A 16069-nucleotide genomic window follows, 5' to 3' on the forward strand; every position below is an offset into this window, starting at 1 on the left:
CACACACAACCCTCACCCGACGTGCTGACCTGCGACAACACCAGACGGACTGGCTCCCAGAACCCCCCACGAGACACAGTTAGGCTCCCCGATAGGCTCCCAGCCGCCCCCCGCCCTACGACGTTGCGGCGGTCAGTTCTTCTAGACCGATGTCGCCGTCGGCGTAGGCCTGGATCAGGATGTAGGGCGGCATCAGAGGATCCATGAAGCGGTACTTGCGCCATTTGCCTGGATCCGTCAACTGCGTCAGGACGTTGCCGCGAGCGCCCCCCGGGGTGGAGAAGTCGCCGAGGTGCTTGGAGAAGCTCGAGATGCCCTTGTGCACGCCTATCGAATCGAGTGCAGAGCGGACGTCGGAGGTGGTGAAGCGGCCCAGGACGTCTTTTCGGGCAAGCGCGCATGCAAGCAGGACAGGACGGTAGAGGGTGTCACGGTTGGATGCGGTTGCACGGGTGTAGGCCTCGACCACCGTTTGCTGGAAGTCATCCAACGCGCGCACCAGCGCCTTCTGGAGCTGCTCCAGGCCGATGTGGTCGCTGAGATCCTCCGCAGCATTCCTCGCCGCAGCCTGAGCGATGAGGTGGGCGTAGTTGGGAAGCCCCATGCACAGCTTGGCGGCCGCAGCGACGAACCGGGAGTCAACAGTGAAGGCACACTTCTTCATGCCACGTTCGACAATCTCACGGAGCTCGCTCTCCGCCATCCGCGGCATCTCGATCTGCACCAGCGACCGGACCACTGAAGCGTGACCCTTCATCAGGTCGTCGACATTGCGCCCAACGCCAACCAACACCACGGTTACCGGAGTCTGGTCATCGGCAAGGATCTTGATGAGATCTGCCATCAGGAGCGGCGTGCTCTCGTCTCGGACACGGTCGAACTCGTCGATGGTCACCAATACGCTGCCGCCGCTGGCCGTCAGTCGACGCAATGCGCGCTTGACATGGGACGGGCTCGGATTCTCATCGTTCTGGAGCAGCATGAGCTGTCGCACGGGCATTGGTTCGACGCGGGAATCGCCGGTGAACCCCGGTGCCTTCACCTCGTAGCGCAGCTGGACATCCAGCAGCATCTGATCCCAGATGGTGGCGAAGTTGTCGTTGCTGTGGCACGTGGCCCACATCTGCATGGTCTGGGTCGCCTGCTGACCGCCGAACTTGGCCAAGGACGTCTTGCCAACGCCTCGCTCACCGAAGATGATGGCGTGCTGGCCCGCCTGGGCAATCACGTCGTCGATACGAAAGATCTGGCGCGTCCGACCTGCGAAGAGGTCACGGGTTTGGACGGGACTTGCCGGACTGAAGGCCCTGCTGATCGCGGCCAGCCGGCGCATCACCCACTCCGCGCTGACGTCCGGATCGGCATCTGCTGAAGGCGGGGGAGTCAAGGGGCTGTCGTCCGAAGGTGTCATACAGAGATCGTATCTTACGACAAGATCGGTTCTGGTTAGGTGTTCACCCCGTCGTCTTGACCCTCCGACCACTCGTATACCCGGTCGGCCACGAGGGTGTTTGCGATCGCTTGCAGCTGACCCTGCGACTCGGCCAGCAGGCCGTAGGCAGTCGCGACCGCCCAAGCGATCCCAAGGACCAGATCCTTGTACTCCTCGTCCTCGGGAAGGGTCGTGCCATCGACGACGCCGCTGAGCAGCTTGCGCAGATCCTCGATGCTCAAGGTGAATTCCGGAATCCAGTCGGTCACACCCTCCCACAGTTGCGTCATGTCGGTGTGCAGCCCGTCGGGAGGGTCCGCGCCTGCTACCTCGGCGAGAAAGCCAGCGACCGCGACACTTGCTCGCGTCGACGGCGATATCCCGCCAGGTATGACCATGGCACCCCTCCACCCCTCCCCCGATTCGGAGACCGTGACCCTCCCCGACTCGACCCCGAGCGCGCGAGCGACAACCACGTGGCCAGCCTCGTGCCGAGCCGTGGATTCGAGGCTCTCCCGGCTGCACGTCATCGCTGCCCGAACAGCTCGTCCATCGCCTGGGCTGCTTCTGCCTGACTTGCCTTGGTGGCGCGGGCGTACACCTCCAGGGCAACCTTGGCGGACCGCCAACCGAGGATCTGCATCACCTGGGGGAGCGGGACCCCCTTGGCCAGCAGGAACGACGCCGCGGAGCGGCGCAAGGCGTGCGGGGTGGCACGGGGGATGCCGGCCCGCTCGCAAGTGGCCGTCAGGTGCCGGCGGACCTGGTCGGTCCAGACCGGCCCGCCGTCCCTGCCGGACAGCACCAGGTCCCACCGGCCATCCCACACCCCGTCGAGGGCCAGACGCCGCTCCAGCTGTGCCCTGCGGACGGCACGGAGCTCACCGACGACGAACTGGGGCAGGACGATCCTGCGGCTCTCACCCGCCCGGCGCCGCTTGAGCCGCGGCTTCATCGCCCACGACATCTCCCCCGTCCGCGGATCCCTCGCCCGGACCAGCTGGTTGCGCAACGTCATCGACGGCTCGTCACCGTCCAGGTCGACATCCGACCACTGCAGCGCGACCGCCTCCCCCACCCGAAGGCCCAACGGCAACCCGACGACGTAGAAGGCCCGGAACGGATCCGACGTCGGGACCGCAGCCAGCAGCTGCTCGGCCTCCTCCAGCTCCAACCATCGCTGGTCCTCCACCGGCCCCGGCGGCAGGTCGACCAGCTGGGCCGGGTTGTCACCGATCCGCTTGTAGCGGACCGCGACCTTCAACGCTGCACGCAGCTGCACCAGCACCGTCCGCTGCGTCGAACCGGCCAGTCCCTTGCCGGCATCGACCCCTCGCCGTCCCTGCGGGCCCCGGCCACGACGATCGTGCCGGCCCAGCCACACCAGCAGGTCCTCGATGTCCTCCGCAGTCAGCTGCGACAGCTTCACGTGACCGATCCCCGCGCTGACGTGCCCGACGAGGTTCTGCCGGTACGACCGCCACGTCCCCGGATCCATCGCGCCCCGGTCGACCTGCCGCTGCAGATGCGTGTCGCAGAACCACACCAGGTACTCGCCGAGGGTCTCCCGCGGCTTGCCGCCCCGCCGCGGCCCCCGATTTCGGGCCTCCTCCAACAACGCCCACGCCGCCGCCTCGCTGTCGGCCTGCACCCGGAACCGACGACGCTTGCCACCGGGCCCCGCCGGCGCCGGCGCCTGCCCCTTCCACACCCCACGCGACGCGTCGAAGAACACCGACCCCGACCCACGCGGCCGCCGCGCCGTCATGCCGGCGACCAGGTGCCGCAGTCCTCGGTCCGGAAGATCTCTCCGTCCCGGACCGTGGCCACCGCGGGGGAGGACCCGAAGTGGTTGTCGATGATGCCGTCACCATCGGCGGTGTTGCGCTCCCAGTAGCAGCCGTTCCCGGTGCCGTCGGACCGGTAACGGCCCGCCGGAATGTCCTGACCGACGATGAACGTGCCGTTCCCGAACGTGCTCGCCGCGATCGCCGCCTCCGTGCCCGACACCGCCGCCTCGCGGGCCTCCAGCTCCGATGCCCGCTCCTCCAACCCGTTCGCACGGGCATCCAGATCAGCTGCCAGGTCATCGAGTTCCGACGCCCGATCCGCCAGTACCTCCTGCGGCTCCAGATCCGCGACCGCTGCGTCGCGCTCGGACTCCGCCACGACGATCGCACCCTCCGCGTCAGCGAGCTCCGACTCCAACCCGCTCAACCGATCCGCTGCACTGTCGGCCGCCTCGCTGGCCGCTTCCGCCGCGGCTTCCGCCTCCGACGCCGCCTCGTCCAACAGATCGCGCAGAGACGCCTCCGCATCAGCGGCCTCGCTTCGCACCGCGGCCAGGTCCTCCTCGGAGATCCCCGACCCGCACCCCACCAGCCCGACAGCCAACACGACCGTCACCAGCACCCAACCACGACCACTCATCCGCAACCCCTCCCCCGATCGATCCATGCAGGCAACGCCGATCCGACGTGCCGGTTCCCAAGGTTTTCCACCAGCCCCATTCGACAGATGCGTCGCTCCGACAACAATCCGATGAAGATGAACCGGCGGTATCGACACCGAGACGGCCGCCCCAACTTCCCTGAGGGGGCCACTGCGCCATGAACAACGACCACGACGCCCGCATCACCGCCAACGAGGACGACATCGACGACCTCCGTCGCGACCACACCACCGCCGCCCGTCTCGCGGGCGACCTCGACCGGCGCATGCGCGAAATCGAAGCGCTCCTCCGCAGGAGGATGGCTCAGTAGGTCGAGACGTCGCCTCCCCTGATAAGGATCGTTCACAGCAGTCCCGGCGCACCGACGTCCACGGAACGTCGGGAGATCAGGGAGGGCAGGTATCGACGGTCACTCCACGAGACCACACGTGCGACCTCCGCCAGGTCCCGGACCTCACGCGCCGGCCACTCCTCCTTGTCCCCGGCAAGGACCGCCAACGTGCTGGTGATCGTGGGGTGCTCACGAACCCGCAGCAGCGTCCGGTAGGCCTCGGACACATAGAGGCTGGTGCTGCCGCCGGCGGGGAGAGTCTGCACCGCAGCCGTGTGACCGTTGGGCGTCACGGTCAACGAGGGCCTGTACGTCCACTCCTCCGACAGCGATAGGGATGGACGACGCTTGACGGTCGCGTCGGGCATCGACCGCTCGATGAACCTCGCGACCTGCTCATCGAAGGTCAGGTCATCGTCCACGGCAGCTCTGGTGCGGTGGTGGGAGCCGGCGGCCAGCATCGCCGAAGCCAGGTCGAGGAGGAGGGCGCCGACGTCGTTCGTCAGCCCCCGGACCGTGAGCGCCATGTCGGAGTTGACCTCGACCCCCCACGGCTTGGTCGCGAGGTTCATGGAGTACGTCGAGAACGCTCGCCCGTGGTCTCGGAGGTAGGCAGCGGTCTCCGATAGATCGGTGATCATCACCCGTTCGCCGTACTCGGCCAGCAACACGGTGAGACCGTCGCCGTCGGCACGGAACATCGGCAGGTCCAGCAAGTACTCGTTGGGACGGTCAGACGTCTGAGAGCACCCCATCCCGAGCCATGTGGTGGCCAGCTGGTCTCGCCAGTCGCCGCATTGGGTCATGGCCCCTCCACCAGCAGCGGGCCGCTCTCGTTCAGCGGCGGGTACCAGCGGACGTCGGTCTCGATGCGAATCTCCTCGCAGAAGGCGTAGAACACCCCGCGCATCCGCTGGCGTGCCCGCTGGCGGTCGTCCACGACCTCTGGGATGTCGTCGGGGAGGTACCGACTCCTGTCACCCAGCGCGTCGGTGTGCTGGTGTTTGTGCGTCGTCGGCACCAGCACTCGGGTGCGCTGGCCACGGGGGGTGCGCTCCTCAGCATGGGTGCTGTTGACGCACAGACGCCACAGGTTCTGTCCGGACACCCGGTGACAGACCAGCATCACCGGTCGGTGGAGCACCCGCGGCGCCACGTGCGCCACGAACTGCAGCGGGGCGCCCAGGTCGTTGTCAACGGGCAGCCGGAACTCCCATTTGCCGTTCACCCAACGCCAGATGATCTCACCGGCCATCTTCATGCCCTGTCGCTTCAGCTCCTTGCGTGTGCGCTCATCGATCTCTCGATCCGGCACCCCCGGCCCCCCAGCCATCGCTACTCCCTGCCGCCGGTGAAGTGCAGGTACAGCGCCACCAGCGCCCGGGCGGCCTGCCGGTCCAGCCGCGGGTCGGAGTGGACGAACTCGCTGAACGACGGCCGCCGCTGCATCATCAGCTGCTGCTCGGCGGTCAACCGTCCCGACACCTCCAGCAACTCGAGCGGGTCGAGCTCCAGAGCGTGAGCCAGCTTCTTCAGCCGCTCTTCCCCAGGGGTCTTGATCCGACCGGATTCCACGTTGGACAGCCAAGGCTGCGAGACGCCTGCCCGTCGTGCGGCCTCGGTGACTGTGAGCCCAAGACGATCGCGCGCTTCCATCAGCTGCGCACCCAGGGTTGTTGTCGACGTCACACGCCCAGCATCGCTGGGCATCGAGATCCCACGATCGTGGGAACGAGGTCCCGTGTGTCACATCGGCCGGATCCACCAAGGGTGATTCCTCCGTGAGCAGGTCGTCCTGCGGTGTCAAGGGACGGATGGCCAGCTGATGATCCATGCACACATGCTTGCATAACTATCGAAGGCATGAAAGTATGCCCGCTGTGATGAGCCCAACTGAGCGAGTTCCGACGTCGACATGGCCCCCGCCGGTCGTGGCTGATGTGCCGCTGCCCCAGGTGATCGTCCTCGACGCCGACATGGTGGCCGCGCAGTTGCGGTTCATCGGGCAGTCCAAGAGCCACGTCGCCAAGCAGTGGTGGGGACTCCACCCTTCGCAGGGGAGCCGGATCCTGGATGGGCTGCAGCCGTGCACGCCGGACCGTTTGCGGCTCCTGTCGCTGGCGCTGGGTTGCGACCCGCGCCTGTTGATCGTTTCCGCCAGGAAGGTCGTGGCGGCGTGAGTGCGCCGGTGGTGTCTGCTGACGAGCCGGGTCTGGACTTCGGTCGTGAGGGCCGTCGGGCGTTGAAGGTGCCGGAGTTCGCACGGTTGGCGTCCTGCTCGGCCTCCACGGTCCGCAAGATGATCCAGGCTGGTCAGCTGCACGCGGTCCGTGTGGGTGAGTCGGCCTGGCGCATCCCTCCGGCGGTGGTGGAGGCGTTCCTTGCGGGAGACGTGGCGGGCTACATGCCGGTGCAGCCGGGGGAGCGGTGCCGTGCGTGTGGCCAGCAGGTGTGGGCGGAGGCGACCTGATGGGCGCCCGCCGGAGTTCGTCGATGGGCCGGTCAAGCGCGGCCGCGGTACCTGACCCCCTGACCCCTGGGGTGGGAGAACGCGGCACGTCCGAGGGGCCGCCCTGACAACGAGACGACCCCTCTCCGTAGGACCGGGGAGGGGTCGTGGGGTCATCCATCAGCACGACGAATGCAGGAGACGAGAATACATGAGTACTGCGACATCGACCAGCCCCAGTGGGACGGTCACGCCGATCAGGTCCGGTGGTCCGGATGCCGACACGACCAGGAGGGCGCAGGTCAACGCGATCGATGCGTTGTCGACGCTGGCCGCGACCCTCGGGCCGGTGAGGATCGGCACGGTCCGACGGGAGTACTCCTCCCGCGACGAGTTCATCGCGGCCGCGGCCGTCCTCGGTGCGGCACAGATCAGCTGGCACGCCACCCCGGCGGGCCGCCCGAAGCTCGTCGCGACCAAGGCGCTCGGCGCCGGCGTCACGGTGGAGCTCTACATCTACGACGTCGCCCTGCGCGAGGACGACGAGTACCAGGTCCTCACCTCCCTGGAGGGTGACCTGCAGGCCGACCTCGACCGGGCCCGCGGGGTGACGACGTGACCGCCGAACCGATGATGGTCGTGGCGCTGCGCTGTCGTGACCTGCCCGTCCCGGCCGTGCCGTCGATCCGGCGGTCCTGTCTGGACTGCGACCAGATGGTCTGGGTGTCGCAGCGGACCGTGCGGACCGCGTTGCGTGCGGGGCCGTTGCTGCTGCCGCTGTGCGTGCGGTGCGCCGCGTCCCGGACGGCCTCGGCGGGGGTGCGGTGATGGATCTGTCGACCACGGTCTCGGTGCGTCTGGACGGCGAGTTGCCGCCGTTGACGGTGCATCGCTACCACACCGATGTCGAGGGTTGGGGCGAGCAGACGTCGGTGCACCTGCACGACAGCATGCGGGGCCTGACGTTGTATCGGACGGGGTCGCCCGCCGACCTGGCCGCGCGGCTGCGGGAGCTGGCGGATGCCATCGAGGCCGCATACGTCCTCGATCGTCGCCAGCCCGCCGATGCGACCGCGGGGGTGGTGTCGTGATGGCGGGTCCGGTGTATGTCGGGGTCCGTCGTGATGGTGGTGGGGCGGTGCTGATGCGGTTCCCGTCACGTCCGTGGTTGGAGGAGGTCGTGGACCGGCCGCTGGCCGACGGGCTGGTGTGTCCGCTGGGGCACGGTGGTCCGCCGGCGTGGCTGGTGGTGTCGCGGGCAGGGGCGGTGTCGTGTGTGCGGTGCCGCAACGTGTGGCCGTTCCCGGTGCAGGCCCAGGTCGATGTCGTCGGCGGCCGGGCGGTGCTGGTCGCCGGCGACCTCGATGCGTATCCGACGGCCTGCCGGATATGTGGCTGTTCGGATGATCGGGCGTGTGGCCCACCGGAGGGTCCGTGCTGGTGGATCGCCCCGGGTGTGTGTTCCAGCCACGACGTCCGGCGGGTGGCGTCGTGAGACCGCTCGTGGTGTGTCAGCTGGCCGGGTCGGCGACGTCGGCCGGGCCGATGCTGCAGCGGCCGTGTGGCGGCTGTGGCCGGCCGGTCCTGCTGGCCGCGGCCGCCGTCGGCCGGCCGGTGTGTGCATGGTGTGCTGCCCGGCTGTCGGTGTTCGGGACGGTGGCCTAGGTGCACGGCTGCCGGATCGCCGATGACCTGGCCTGGACCCTCGCAGGCACGCACGACGACGTCGACGACGTCGGGGTGCGCGGCCGGATGCGGGAGCTGCAGCGGGCCAGCGCAGCGCTGGTGGAGGAGGTCATGGCCGTCGCGATGGACGACCCGCTGTCCCGCCGGCTGCGGGCCGTCGTGGACGCCGCGTCGGATGTTGCGGAGCTGCTGGCCGACCAGGGCCTGCGCGTTCGAGAGGGAGATGGTCTGTGAAACCGACATGTGCGAGCTGCGGAGCCCGGATCCGGTGGGTCAAGGCGGCCACGACCGGCCGGCCGATCCCCTTGGACGTCGACCCGGTGGCCGACGGCAACCTGGTGCTGGAGACCAACCTGCTGCAGGAGACCGTCGTCCGGGTCGTCCAGCCGGGAACCGGGACCCACCGAACCCACTTCGCGTCGTGCCAGTTCGCCGGTCAGCACCGGCATCCCCGACACCGCCGACGCCGGGCCGGGGGATCGTCGTGAACCTGTACGACATGGCGGAGGAGCCGGCTCTGAGCGCGGAAGAGCTGATCGACAGCGCGGCGGAGCTGCTCGACAGGGGTGATGCGGCGTGACCGATCCGGCGTCGTTCCTGTTCGGGCTGCTGTGCGGCGGACTGGTGTGCCCGTTGATGCTCGTCGGTGGCATCGCGATCACCCAGGTCGTCGAGCGGTGGCGTGCCGATCGACGGCCCATTCATCCACACGTGGTCTACGGCCGCCTTCGCGGCCGTGGGCCCGGGGACCGGCCGGTCGGCGCCCACCCGATCCCCGGCCGTCCGGTCCCGCTCGATCTCCACCCGCTCCTCGAGGGAGGCACCTGATGCAGTCCAGCAGCCTGGTCCATTACCCGTCCGGCTGGTACCAGACGGGCCGCACCCCGGTCGGGCACACCCGACGGAGCCTGTCGCGGGGGTGGTGGTGATGCGGGCGGTCACCATCCACCAGCCGTGGGCCTCCCTCGTCGCGGTCGGCATCAAGACGGTGGAGACCCGCAGCCGTCGCGTCACCCATCGCGGACCGCTGCTGATCCATGCCGGCCAGCGAATGTGGGACGCCGCCACCTACCAGCAGATCCTCACCGAGCTGGACCGGTCGGACCATCCACCGCCCGGCGGGTCGTGGGCGGTGTGGCTGTCCACCCTCGAGCTGGGTGTCGTCGTCGCCATCGCCGACCTGTCAGGGGTGCTGCCTGCCGATCGGGCATTGCGGGACCGGCCCGACCAGGCGCCCTGGGGATGGTTCGGCCGTGGCCGGCACGGCTGGATGCTCGACGACGTCCGCCCGGTCGCCCCGCCGGTGCCGGCCCGCGGCCGGCAGGGCCTGTGGATCCCCGACGACCAGCTGATCGCCCGTCTGGGGGTCAGTGCCGATGGCTGACCGAAGGTTCGATCCGGACCGGGCATGCACGTCCCAGCGGTACCTGTGGGACCTGGCCCGGGCCCTCCACGACGGTCACGACTGGCCGGCGATCGCCGAACGGCTCGGCGTGCCGGTACGGGCCTACCGGTCGTTCTACCGGCCCAGGGTGGCCAGCTACTGCCTGCGACTGCTGCCCGATGCCGATGGCCACGGGACGCTCGCCGGGTACAGCCGCGGTGGCTGCCATCCCGACGGCCGTCGGTGCGAGCCGTGCCTGGCCGCGAAGGCCGCCCACCTGCGGCGGGCCCGCAACCGGGCCCCGATCCGGACCGACCCGGCATTCCTGGCCGGGCTGGCCCGACGACTCGTCGACGGCGAGTCGTGGGAGGCGATCGCCATCGAGATGGGCCGCAGCCGTGGGCATCTGCAGGACCGGGTCCGGCAGCTGGTCCAGCCGTGGTGCCTGCAGCTGATCGAGGCCGAGCAGCCCTCGACCAGCCACCGGGCCCACGGCACCTACGTCAAGTCGGTGCAGGACGACTGCCGCTGTGAGTGCTGCCGTTACGCCAACGTCGTGTACGAACGCGACCGGCAGCTCCGCCACCGGCGGGGCACCCACGACCTGGTCGATGCCGACCCGGTCCGGGCCCGGCTGGCCGAGCTCGCCGCCGACGGGATCGGCCTCAAGCAGGTCGCCCGCCTCTCCGGGGTGTCCCACGGGGCCCTGTCCAAGCTCGTCCACGGCCAGTCGGGACGGCCACCCTCCAGGCGGTGCCGCACCGCCACCGCCGAACGGATCATGGCGGTCACCGCCTCCCTGGACGACCTCGCCGACGGCGCCCTCGTCGATGCCACCATCACCCATGCCCGCATCGCCGACCTGCTCGCCGCCGGCGCCACCAGGCCGTGGATCGCCAGCCGCATCGCCGGCCGTCCCGTCCCCTCCCTGCAGCTGGGCAGATCGACCGTCACCGCCCGCAACGCCCGGGCCGTCCGCGACCTCCACACCGCCGTGGTCGTCGCCGGCGACGTCGTGCCCGGCGAACACCACCGGCCCCTCGCCGAGGTCCGCCAGCTCGCCCTCGGCCGGCCGGCGCTGCCTGCCGGCTGGACCCACCGTCGGGAGGCCATCGGTGCCTGAACGACGCCCCCGGGTCCGGCTGGCCGACAAGGTCATCGGCCCCATCATGCGACGGGTCATCGTCCGCGCCGGCGAGCTCGGCATCATCGACGTCCGCGGCCGCGTCCTCCTCGCCGTCCTCGCCCTCACCGTCTCGTGGAACCGGGTGGAGGACACCGTCGACCTCCGCCAGGTCATGTACTACGCCGGGCTGTGCCGCGACCAGGGCGGCCGCGACAACAAGCACGGCCGGCGGATGGCACGCGAAGCGCTCTACGAACTCCGGGAGGCCGGCATGATCACCCTCGTCGAACCCGACCAGCGACTCGGGTCGTGGTGGATCGCGGTGCCCGACTGGGCCCTCGGCACCCCCGACGAAGCTGTGGACAACCCGGCCGGACAGCCTGTGGACAACCCTGGTGAAGGGGGTCAATCGCCCCCCTTCACCCGACCCGAGAGGGGGCGATCAGCCCCCTCAAGGGGGTCAATCGCCCCCCTTCAAGGGGGTCAATCACCCCCCGACTACGTACCGAAGAGTTCCGAAGGAATCCCGAGTCGCGCGCCCGCGCGCACGCGAGGCCCCACCCGTCCCGTCCAGCTGCAGCTCGCCCTCGTCTGGATCCGCGAACTCACCGGCGACGGCCTCGACACCGACGACCCGATCTGCACCCTGCTGCTCGAGCTCGACGAGGCGGACCATCAGGCACTCGCCGACCTCGCCCGCGAACTCGCCGACCCCGCCGTCGCCCACCTCCTCGACGACGACGACCTCGCCGACTGGATCCCCGAACTGCTCCACGAGCTCCACCCCGACCGCATCCCCCCACCAGCCGGCGTCCAACAACTCGCCACCATGCACGGACCCCTCGCCCACCGGCTGCTCGCCGCCGCAGCCCCCACCGCCCGCCAACGCCTCAGCGAGATCTCCGGCGGCCTCGTCCGACCCATGTCCGACCGGCCCGACGACCCCGTCATCCGCCCCTACCTCGCCGACGCCATCACCAACCTGACCGGATGACCCCCGATGCCGCCTCCGCTGGGCCAATTGGGAAACTTTCATCGATCGAGCAGGGAACTGCGTACGTAAGAAGCATGATCATCGAACAAGCAAGCGCCGTTCTGTCCGACGACAACGTCTATCGCTACCGGCTCGACCGCTGGTGGGGCGCCGGCCCACGCCTGGTCTGGGTCATGCTCAACCCATCCACAGCCGACGCCACCGACGACGACCCAACCATCCGCCGGGTGCGCGGATTCACCCAACGAGAGGGCTACGACGGGTTCACCGTCGTCAATCTCTACAGCCTCCGCGCCACCGACCCCAGCGCGCTGACCGATCACGACGACCCGGTCGGCAGGCAAGGCGATTCGATCCCTCACCAGGTCATCGAACGCGCTGCTGCAGTCGTCGTCGCCTGGGGAGCACACCCGATGGCCACCGAGAGGGCATCACTGATCCGACGAGCCCGTCCCGACGCGCTGTGCCTGGGGCACGCCAAGGCCGGAGCGCCCCGTCATCCCCTACTCATCTGCAAGACCCAACCGCTCGTCCCCGCGTGGCCGTCGACCTGACGCCAGGACATCAACGAAGGAGAGTGAGGCACATGAACAGGGGAACCATCATCCGGTCGTGGACCGAGGGACTGGTCGCCGAGGTCTGCTGCAACTGTGGGATGGCCTTCGCCATGCCCATCTCGTTCAAGGATCAACGGCTTGCGGACGGCAAGACCTTCTCGTGTCCCGCGGGGCACGAGCAGCACTACACCGCCCGGAAGGATGAGGTCGACAGCCTCAAGAGGCAGCTGGCTGCCGAGCGTGGGAATCGTCGGCACACCGAGGAGCTGCTGGACCGGGAGAAGCGGAGCAAGGCGGCCTACAAGGGGCAGCTGACCAGGACCAGAAAGCGGGTGGCTGCTGGCGTGTGTCCGTGCTGCAACCGGTCGTTCGAGAATCTGGCCCGTCACATGTCCGGCCAGCATCCCGAATGGTCAGGCAACGATCCGGCCTGATTGTCGGGAGACCCGAGGGGACCGACGCCCGGTGGTCGCCGGGGGTGGGTTGGCGACCGACGTGGGAATGGTCCCCTCGGGGTCGACGGAGGATAGCGGCAGGATGGAGGCCGGGCACGACGTTGCCCCCACCGTGGTGGGGGCAAGGGATCAGCAGATGGGCAGCAGGTCACAGACGGTGTCGAGGAGGGGTGGCGGCACGGGGCCGCGGTCGGGATCGGTGTCCGGCGGTGGGACGTCCGACGGCGCGGTGGGTTCCGGTGGAATCGACGGTGCCGGGGGTGACGGGTCTGCTGCTGCCGGTGGAGGGGGCTCGGCTGCAGGCGGTGGCGCCGCCGGCGCTGGTGCCGGTGGGGCTGGTTGGGTGGGGGAGAGGGGGATGCCGCCGAGGTCGCGGACCTGTTGGGAGAGCACGTCGACCTGTTCGGAGAGGCTGTGGACCTCGTCGGTGAGGCGGGAGATCTCCTGGAGGAGTTCGTCCTCGCGTGTCTGGGCGGTGTCGGCCTGGGTGTCGAGTTCGGTGACGAGGACCCGGATGCGTTTCTGGTCCACGGCGGTGACGGCGAGGAGTCCGATGACGAGCAGGCCGATGACGAGCAGGCCGGAGCGGCGGGCGAGGTCGTCGAGGCGGGGCAGGTTCATCCGGCCCATCGGGCGAGCTCCAGCGCGACGGTGACGGCCATCGTGTACAGCACCAGGCCCTCTCGGCGGGTGATCAGGACCGGTCGGTCGGCAGGCGCAGAACGGCTGGGAGGCCGAGCATGGCTGCGGCGATGACCAGCAGCTCTGTTCGGGGGCCGGTGGCCAGCACCGTCTCGTGGACGAGGAGGGCGAGTCCGGCGAGGAACAGCATCACGTCCCGGGCGGTCTGCCAGGTCGGCGGGTCCGGTCTGGTCGGGGGTCGTGGTGGCGGTGGTGGTGGGGCGGTCATGCATGTCCCTCGTGCTCCCTTGCGGCCTCTGGCTCGGTGGACCAGACCGTGACCATGACGATGCCGATCCACAGGCCGACGGCGAGGAGGGTGGAGTCGGCGAAGCGGCCGTCGACGACGGCGTCGACGGCGACGGCGACGGCCCGGACGAGCGCGAAGCCGCGGATGAGGTGGACGGTCTCGGTGTGGACGGGACGGCCGCGCAGCAGCGCGGTGGTGCAGCCGTAGGCGGCGATGCCGGCCACGATCGGCCACAGCTGGGGTGCGGGCAGCGGCACGTTGTAGGGCGGGACAAGGATGACTGCCGCCCAGGCGAAGAACCCGGCGAGGAACGCCACTCTCGGCCGCTGGCGTACCTGTCCGATGGTTCGGCGGATCACCGGCTGCGCTTGACGGCAGCCCGGACGGCGCCGTAGCCGATGGCCTGCGCGGTGATGGCCGCCAGGGCGGCCTCGCCCTCGATGCGTCCGGCGAGGGCCAGCAGCAGGGCGCACACCATCACGGCGACGGTCACGGAGAACTCGCTGGTCCGGTGTCCCGGCTTCACGCCGTCGTCTGCGGCTGGGCTGTCGGGTGTCGGGGTCGGGGGGTCCCACATGGTGTCTCCGGTCACAGGCTGTTGAGGTGGTCGGACTCGATGGCGTGAGCCCGGTCGTGGGTGTCGTGCCGGTCGGTACCGGCGACGGTGACGACCCGGTCGGCGAGCTGCCGGTCGTACCCGCCGGCGGCGGCCCGCCCGACGAGGTAGACGGTGCCGACCCGCTGGCGGGCGGCGAGCGACCCGACGTGGGCGTGGAGGTGGGCGGCAAGGCCACGGGCGATCCGCTCGTCGGCGGCCACGCCGTCGGCGTAGCGGACCGCTTCGCGGAGCGGGGCGGGCAGGTCGGGCACGACCGGCTGGCGGGCAGCGGCCATCGCGGCGTAGACGGCCTCCATGGCAGCGATGTCGCCGGCGCCCACCATCCCGGAGGTCGGCAGGCCGAGGGTGGCCTGCCAGGCGCGGGTCGCGGCGGCGGTCAACGGGCCGAAGTCGCCATCGACGACCAGGTCGGCACCGCCGGCGTGGACCAGCTGCTGCTGCCAGACGACGACCGCGTCGCCGGCGTCGCCCTCCATCAGCAGCGCCCCCTCGGGCCGGACCGGCCCCCCGCCGGCGGTCGCGCCGGTGTAACGGGGCCGGAACACCACGCTGGTGACCATCGCACCGAGGTCTCGCCGCTTGCGGAGCACCGCACCGCCGTTGGTCTGGGAGCCCGCGGAGGAGGTGTTGCCCTCGATGGTCTGCCAGACGGTGCCGCCCAGGTGCTGCTCGAGGATGATGTAGTGCTCGATGCGTCCCTTCCCGCCGGGGAAGTCCACGACCGCATGGTCGCCCGGGCGGGCGTCGGCCAGCCGGACGGTCCGGCCGGCTGCGGCGGCGTCGACGGCGACCCGTGGTGTGTAGGCGGACCGCGAGACCGGTTCGAGCCCGGCGAGGATCTGCATGGCGACGCCGAACGTGGCGCACCAGGCGTAGCCGTTGGCGTGGCCGGCGATCGCAGCGAACGGCTGCCGGTTGGAACCTGCAGGCGACTCCGTGACCCCCAGGTGGGACCGGGCGTGGGCGAGCAGCTGGTCAGGGGTAGTCATGACGGGGGTTCCCTTCTTCGGGCATGGCAACGCCCACCTCGGCGGGTGGGCGTTCGGGGGCAGTCGTTGTGGGAGGGGTCAGGTCCGCATGGATGCGGCGACCTGCTGGGCCACGACGTGGGTGGCGTGGCGGGCCAGTTCTCGGCGTCGCCGGTCGTAGCGCATCGGTTCGTCGTGGACCTTGGGCCGACGGACCCGTGCTGCAGGGTCGCTGGGCAGGTGACCCTCCTCGAAGGCGTACCGGTACCACAGCCGGACCGTGGAGATGCGCCGGGCCACGGTTGCCGGCTTCAGGTGCCGGTCCTCCTCGTGACGCATCCACAGCTCGATGTGGGCACGCTGCACCTCGAGCGGGTCGACGTCATGGGTGGCGAGGAACCGCGACCAGAGCCGCAGGTCGATGGTGTAGGCCTCGCGGGTGGTGCGCTTGTAGCCGGCCAGGAACCCGGCGGTGATCATCTCCGCCACGTTGTCGGTGAGCGGCATGAGTGTGATGGCGCCGTGCGGGCGCGCGGGAGTACCGTCGTTCATGATCAAGACCTCCACGTCTTGGTCCGGGCCCGGGGTGTTGCAAGCACCGCCGGGCCGCTTCATCTGGTTGACAGGACCACGCTAGTCACCGGTGAGGGCCATGGGAACGGCCGTTCCAGGATTGTGGACAGCT

Annotated in this window: 27 protein-coding genes; 14 read left to right on the forward strand and 13 right to left on the reverse strand. The window is 69.7% G+C overall.

The features are described 5' to 3' along the window. Positions 1-115: 115 nt before the first annotated feature. From CUC05_RS05645 to CUC05_RS05660, 4 genes are read right to left on the reverse strand one after another with little or no spacing between them, the layout of a single operon-like run. On the reverse strand, positions 116-1411 hold the full coding sequence (locus CUC05_RS05645) for an ATP-binding protein (RefSeq protein WP_108665110.1): 1296 nt from the start codon (positions 1409-1411) through the stop codon (positions 116-118). A 35-nt stretch (positions 1412-1446) separates the two neighbouring features. After that, positions 1447-1908 carry a hypothetical protein gene (locus tag CUC05_RS05650; protein WP_157965248.1) on the reverse strand — a complete coding sequence of 154 codons (462 nt, stop codon included), beginning with the start codon at positions 1906-1908 and terminating at the stop codon, positions 1447-1449. Between the two features lie 50 nt (positions 1909-1958). Beyond that, a complete protein-coding gene (locus CUC05_RS05655) occupies positions 1959-3200 on the reverse strand; it encodes a tyrosine-type recombinase/integrase (protein ID WP_108665112.1) in 1242 nt (413 codons plus the stop codon). Beyond that, complete coding sequence (locus tag CUC05_RS05660) at positions 3197-3844, reverse strand: hypothetical protein (protein WP_108665113.1); 648 nt, start codon at positions 3842-3844, stop codon at positions 3197-3199. The genes CUC05_RS05655 and CUC05_RS05660 overlap by 4 nt, the downstream gene beginning before the upstream one ends. A gap of 197 nt (positions 3845-4041) precedes the next feature. Here CUC05_RS05660 and CUC05_RS24495 point away from each other — a divergent pair, with 197 nt between their 5' ends. Next, entirely contained in the window at positions 4042-4194 is a 153-nt protein-coding gene (locus CUC05_RS24495; protein WP_157965249.1) for a hypothetical protein, read from the forward strand. Positions 4195-4226: 32 nt separating this feature from the next. Here the strand turns inward: CUC05_RS24495 and CUC05_RS05665 are convergent, their stop codons facing one another. From CUC05_RS05665 to CUC05_RS05675, 3 genes are read right to left on the reverse strand one after another with little or no spacing between them, the layout of a single operon-like run. Then, complete coding sequence (locus tag CUC05_RS05665) at positions 4227-5021, reverse strand: hypothetical protein (protein ID WP_157965250.1); 795 nt, start codon at positions 5019-5021, stop codon at positions 4227-4229. Then, complete coding sequence (locus CUC05_RS05670; protein ID WP_157965251.1) at positions 5018-5548, reverse strand: hypothetical protein; 531 nt, start codon at positions 5546-5548, stop codon at positions 5018-5020. The genes CUC05_RS05665 and CUC05_RS05670 overlap by 4 nt, the downstream gene beginning before the upstream one ends. A gap of 2 nt (positions 5549-5550) precedes the next feature. Next, positions 5551-5925 carry a helix-turn-helix domain-containing protein gene (locus CUC05_RS05675; protein ID WP_108665116.1) on the reverse strand — a complete coding sequence of 125 codons (375 nt, stop codon included), beginning with the start codon at positions 5923-5925 and terminating at the stop codon, positions 5551-5553. Positions 5926-6146: 221 nt separating this feature from the next. Between CUC05_RS05675 and CUC05_RS24500 the strand changes: the two genes are divergently transcribed. From CUC05_RS24500 to CUC05_RS05745, 13 genes are all read left to right on the forward strand, one after another. Beyond that, positions 6147-6395, forward strand: a complete 249-nt coding sequence (locus tag CUC05_RS24500; protein WP_108665117.1) for a hypothetical protein — start codon at positions 6147-6149, stop codon at positions 6393-6395. Next, the gene (locus CUC05_RS24235; RefSeq protein ID WP_157965253.1) at positions 6392-6685 is read left to right on the forward strand and encodes a helix-turn-helix domain-containing protein; all 294 of its coding nucleotides are present in this window, start codon (positions 6392-6394) and stop codon (positions 6683-6685) included. The genes CUC05_RS24500 and CUC05_RS24235 overlap by 4 nt, the downstream gene beginning before the upstream one ends. A gap of 190 nt (positions 6686-6875) precedes the next feature. Next, on the forward strand, positions 6876-7283 hold the full coding sequence (locus tag CUC05_RS05690; protein WP_157965254.1) for a hypothetical protein: 408 nt from the start codon (positions 6876-6878) through the stop codon (positions 7281-7283). Further along, entirely contained in the window at positions 7280-7492 is a 213-nt protein-coding gene (locus CUC05_RS05695; protein WP_108665119.1) for a hypothetical protein, read from the forward strand. Before CUC05_RS05690 ends, CUC05_RS05695 begins: the two co-directional genes overlap by 4 nt. Further along, positions 7492-7755, forward strand: coding sequence for a hypothetical protein (locus CUC05_RS05700; RefSeq protein WP_157965255.1), 264 nt, complete (start codon positions 7492-7494; stop codon positions 7753-7755). Before CUC05_RS05695 ends, CUC05_RS05700 begins: the two co-directional genes overlap by 1 nt. A 574-nt stretch (positions 7756-8329) precedes the next feature. After that, complete coding sequence (locus CUC05_RS05710) at positions 8330-8584, forward strand: hypothetical protein (protein ID WP_108665122.1); 255 nt, start codon at positions 8330-8332, stop codon at positions 8582-8584. Between the two features lie 71 nt (positions 8585-8655). Then, positions 8656-8838, forward strand: a complete 183-nt coding sequence (locus CUC05_RS05715) for a hypothetical protein (protein ID WP_108665123.1) — start codon at positions 8656-8658, stop codon at positions 8836-8838. A gap of 88 nt (positions 8839-8926) precedes the next feature. Then, positions 8927-9178 (forward strand): hypothetical protein, encoded by a 252-nt coding sequence (locus tag CUC05_RS05720; RefSeq protein WP_108665124.1) that lies wholly within the window; start codon positions 8927-8929, stop codon positions 9176-9178. Positions 9179-9278: 100 nt separating this feature from the next. Beyond that, positions 9279-9734, forward strand: a complete 456-nt coding sequence (locus tag CUC05_RS05725) for an ASCH domain-containing protein (protein ID WP_157965256.1) — start codon at positions 9279-9281, stop codon at positions 9732-9734. Further along, positions 9727-10857 carry a helix-turn-helix domain-containing protein gene (locus CUC05_RS05730; protein ID WP_157965257.1) on the forward strand — a complete coding sequence of 377 codons (1131 nt, stop codon included), beginning with the start codon at positions 9727-9729 and terminating at the stop codon, positions 10855-10857. The genes CUC05_RS05725 and CUC05_RS05730 overlap by 8 nt, the downstream gene beginning before the upstream one ends. Next, positions 10850-11854, forward strand: coding sequence for a hypothetical protein (locus CUC05_RS05735; RefSeq protein ID WP_108665127.1), 1005 nt, complete (start codon positions 10850-10852; stop codon positions 11852-11854). Before CUC05_RS05730 ends, CUC05_RS05735 begins: the two co-directional genes overlap by 8 nt. After that, positions 11851-12408, forward strand: coding sequence for a DUF1643 domain-containing protein (locus CUC05_RS05740; RefSeq protein WP_205712145.1), 558 nt, complete (start codon positions 11851-11853; stop codon positions 12406-12408). The genes CUC05_RS05735 and CUC05_RS05740 overlap by 4 nt, the downstream gene beginning before the upstream one ends. Positions 12409-12440: 32 nt before the next feature. Further along, a complete protein-coding gene (locus tag CUC05_RS05745; protein ID WP_108665129.1) occupies positions 12441-12845 on the forward strand; it encodes a hypothetical protein in 405 nt (134 codons plus the stop codon). Between the two features lie 150 nt (positions 12846-12995). Here CUC05_RS05745 and CUC05_RS05750 read toward each other — a convergent pair whose 3' ends face one another. From CUC05_RS05750 to CUC05_RS05770, 6 genes are all read right to left on the reverse strand, one after another. Next, on the reverse strand, positions 12996-13487 hold the full coding sequence (locus CUC05_RS05750) for a hypothetical protein (RefSeq protein WP_157965258.1): 492 nt from the start codon (positions 13485-13487) through the stop codon (positions 12996-12998). A gap of 73 nt (positions 13488-13560) precedes the next feature. After that, complete coding sequence (locus CUC05_RS24505) at positions 13561-13776, reverse strand: hypothetical protein (RefSeq protein ID WP_157965259.1); 216 nt, start codon at positions 13774-13776, stop codon at positions 13561-13563. Then, the gene (locus CUC05_RS05755) at positions 13773-14156 is read right to left on the reverse strand and encodes a hypothetical protein (RefSeq protein WP_157965260.1); all 384 of its coding nucleotides are present in this window, start codon (positions 14154-14156) and stop codon (positions 13773-13775) included. Before CUC05_RS05755 ends, CUC05_RS24505 begins: the two co-directional genes overlap by 4 nt. Further along, positions 14153-14374, reverse strand: a complete 222-nt coding sequence (locus CUC05_RS05760; RefSeq protein ID WP_157965261.1) for a hypothetical protein — start codon at positions 14372-14374, stop codon at positions 14153-14155. Before CUC05_RS05760 ends, CUC05_RS05755 begins: the two co-directional genes overlap by 4 nt. 11 nt (positions 14375-14385) lie before the next feature. Beyond that, positions 14386-15405: a peptidoglycan-binding domain-containing protein gene (locus tag CUC05_RS05765; RefSeq protein WP_108665133.1), complete on the reverse strand. Its 1020-nt coding sequence runs from the start codon at positions 15403-15405 to the stop codon at positions 14386-14388. A 78-nt stretch (positions 15406-15483) separates the two neighbouring features. Continuing rightward, the gene (locus tag CUC05_RS05770) at positions 15484-15936 is read right to left on the reverse strand and encodes a tyrosine-type recombinase/integrase (protein WP_157965262.1); all 453 of its coding nucleotides are present in this window, start codon (positions 15934-15936) and stop codon (positions 15484-15486) included. Positions 15937-16069: the final 133 nt, after the last annotated feature.

The sequence above is a fragment of the Euzebya rosea genome, assembly GCF_003073135.1.
Taxonomy (GTDB): domain Bacteria; phylum Actinomycetota; class Nitriliruptoria; order Euzebyales; family Euzebyaceae; genus Euzebya; species Euzebya rosea.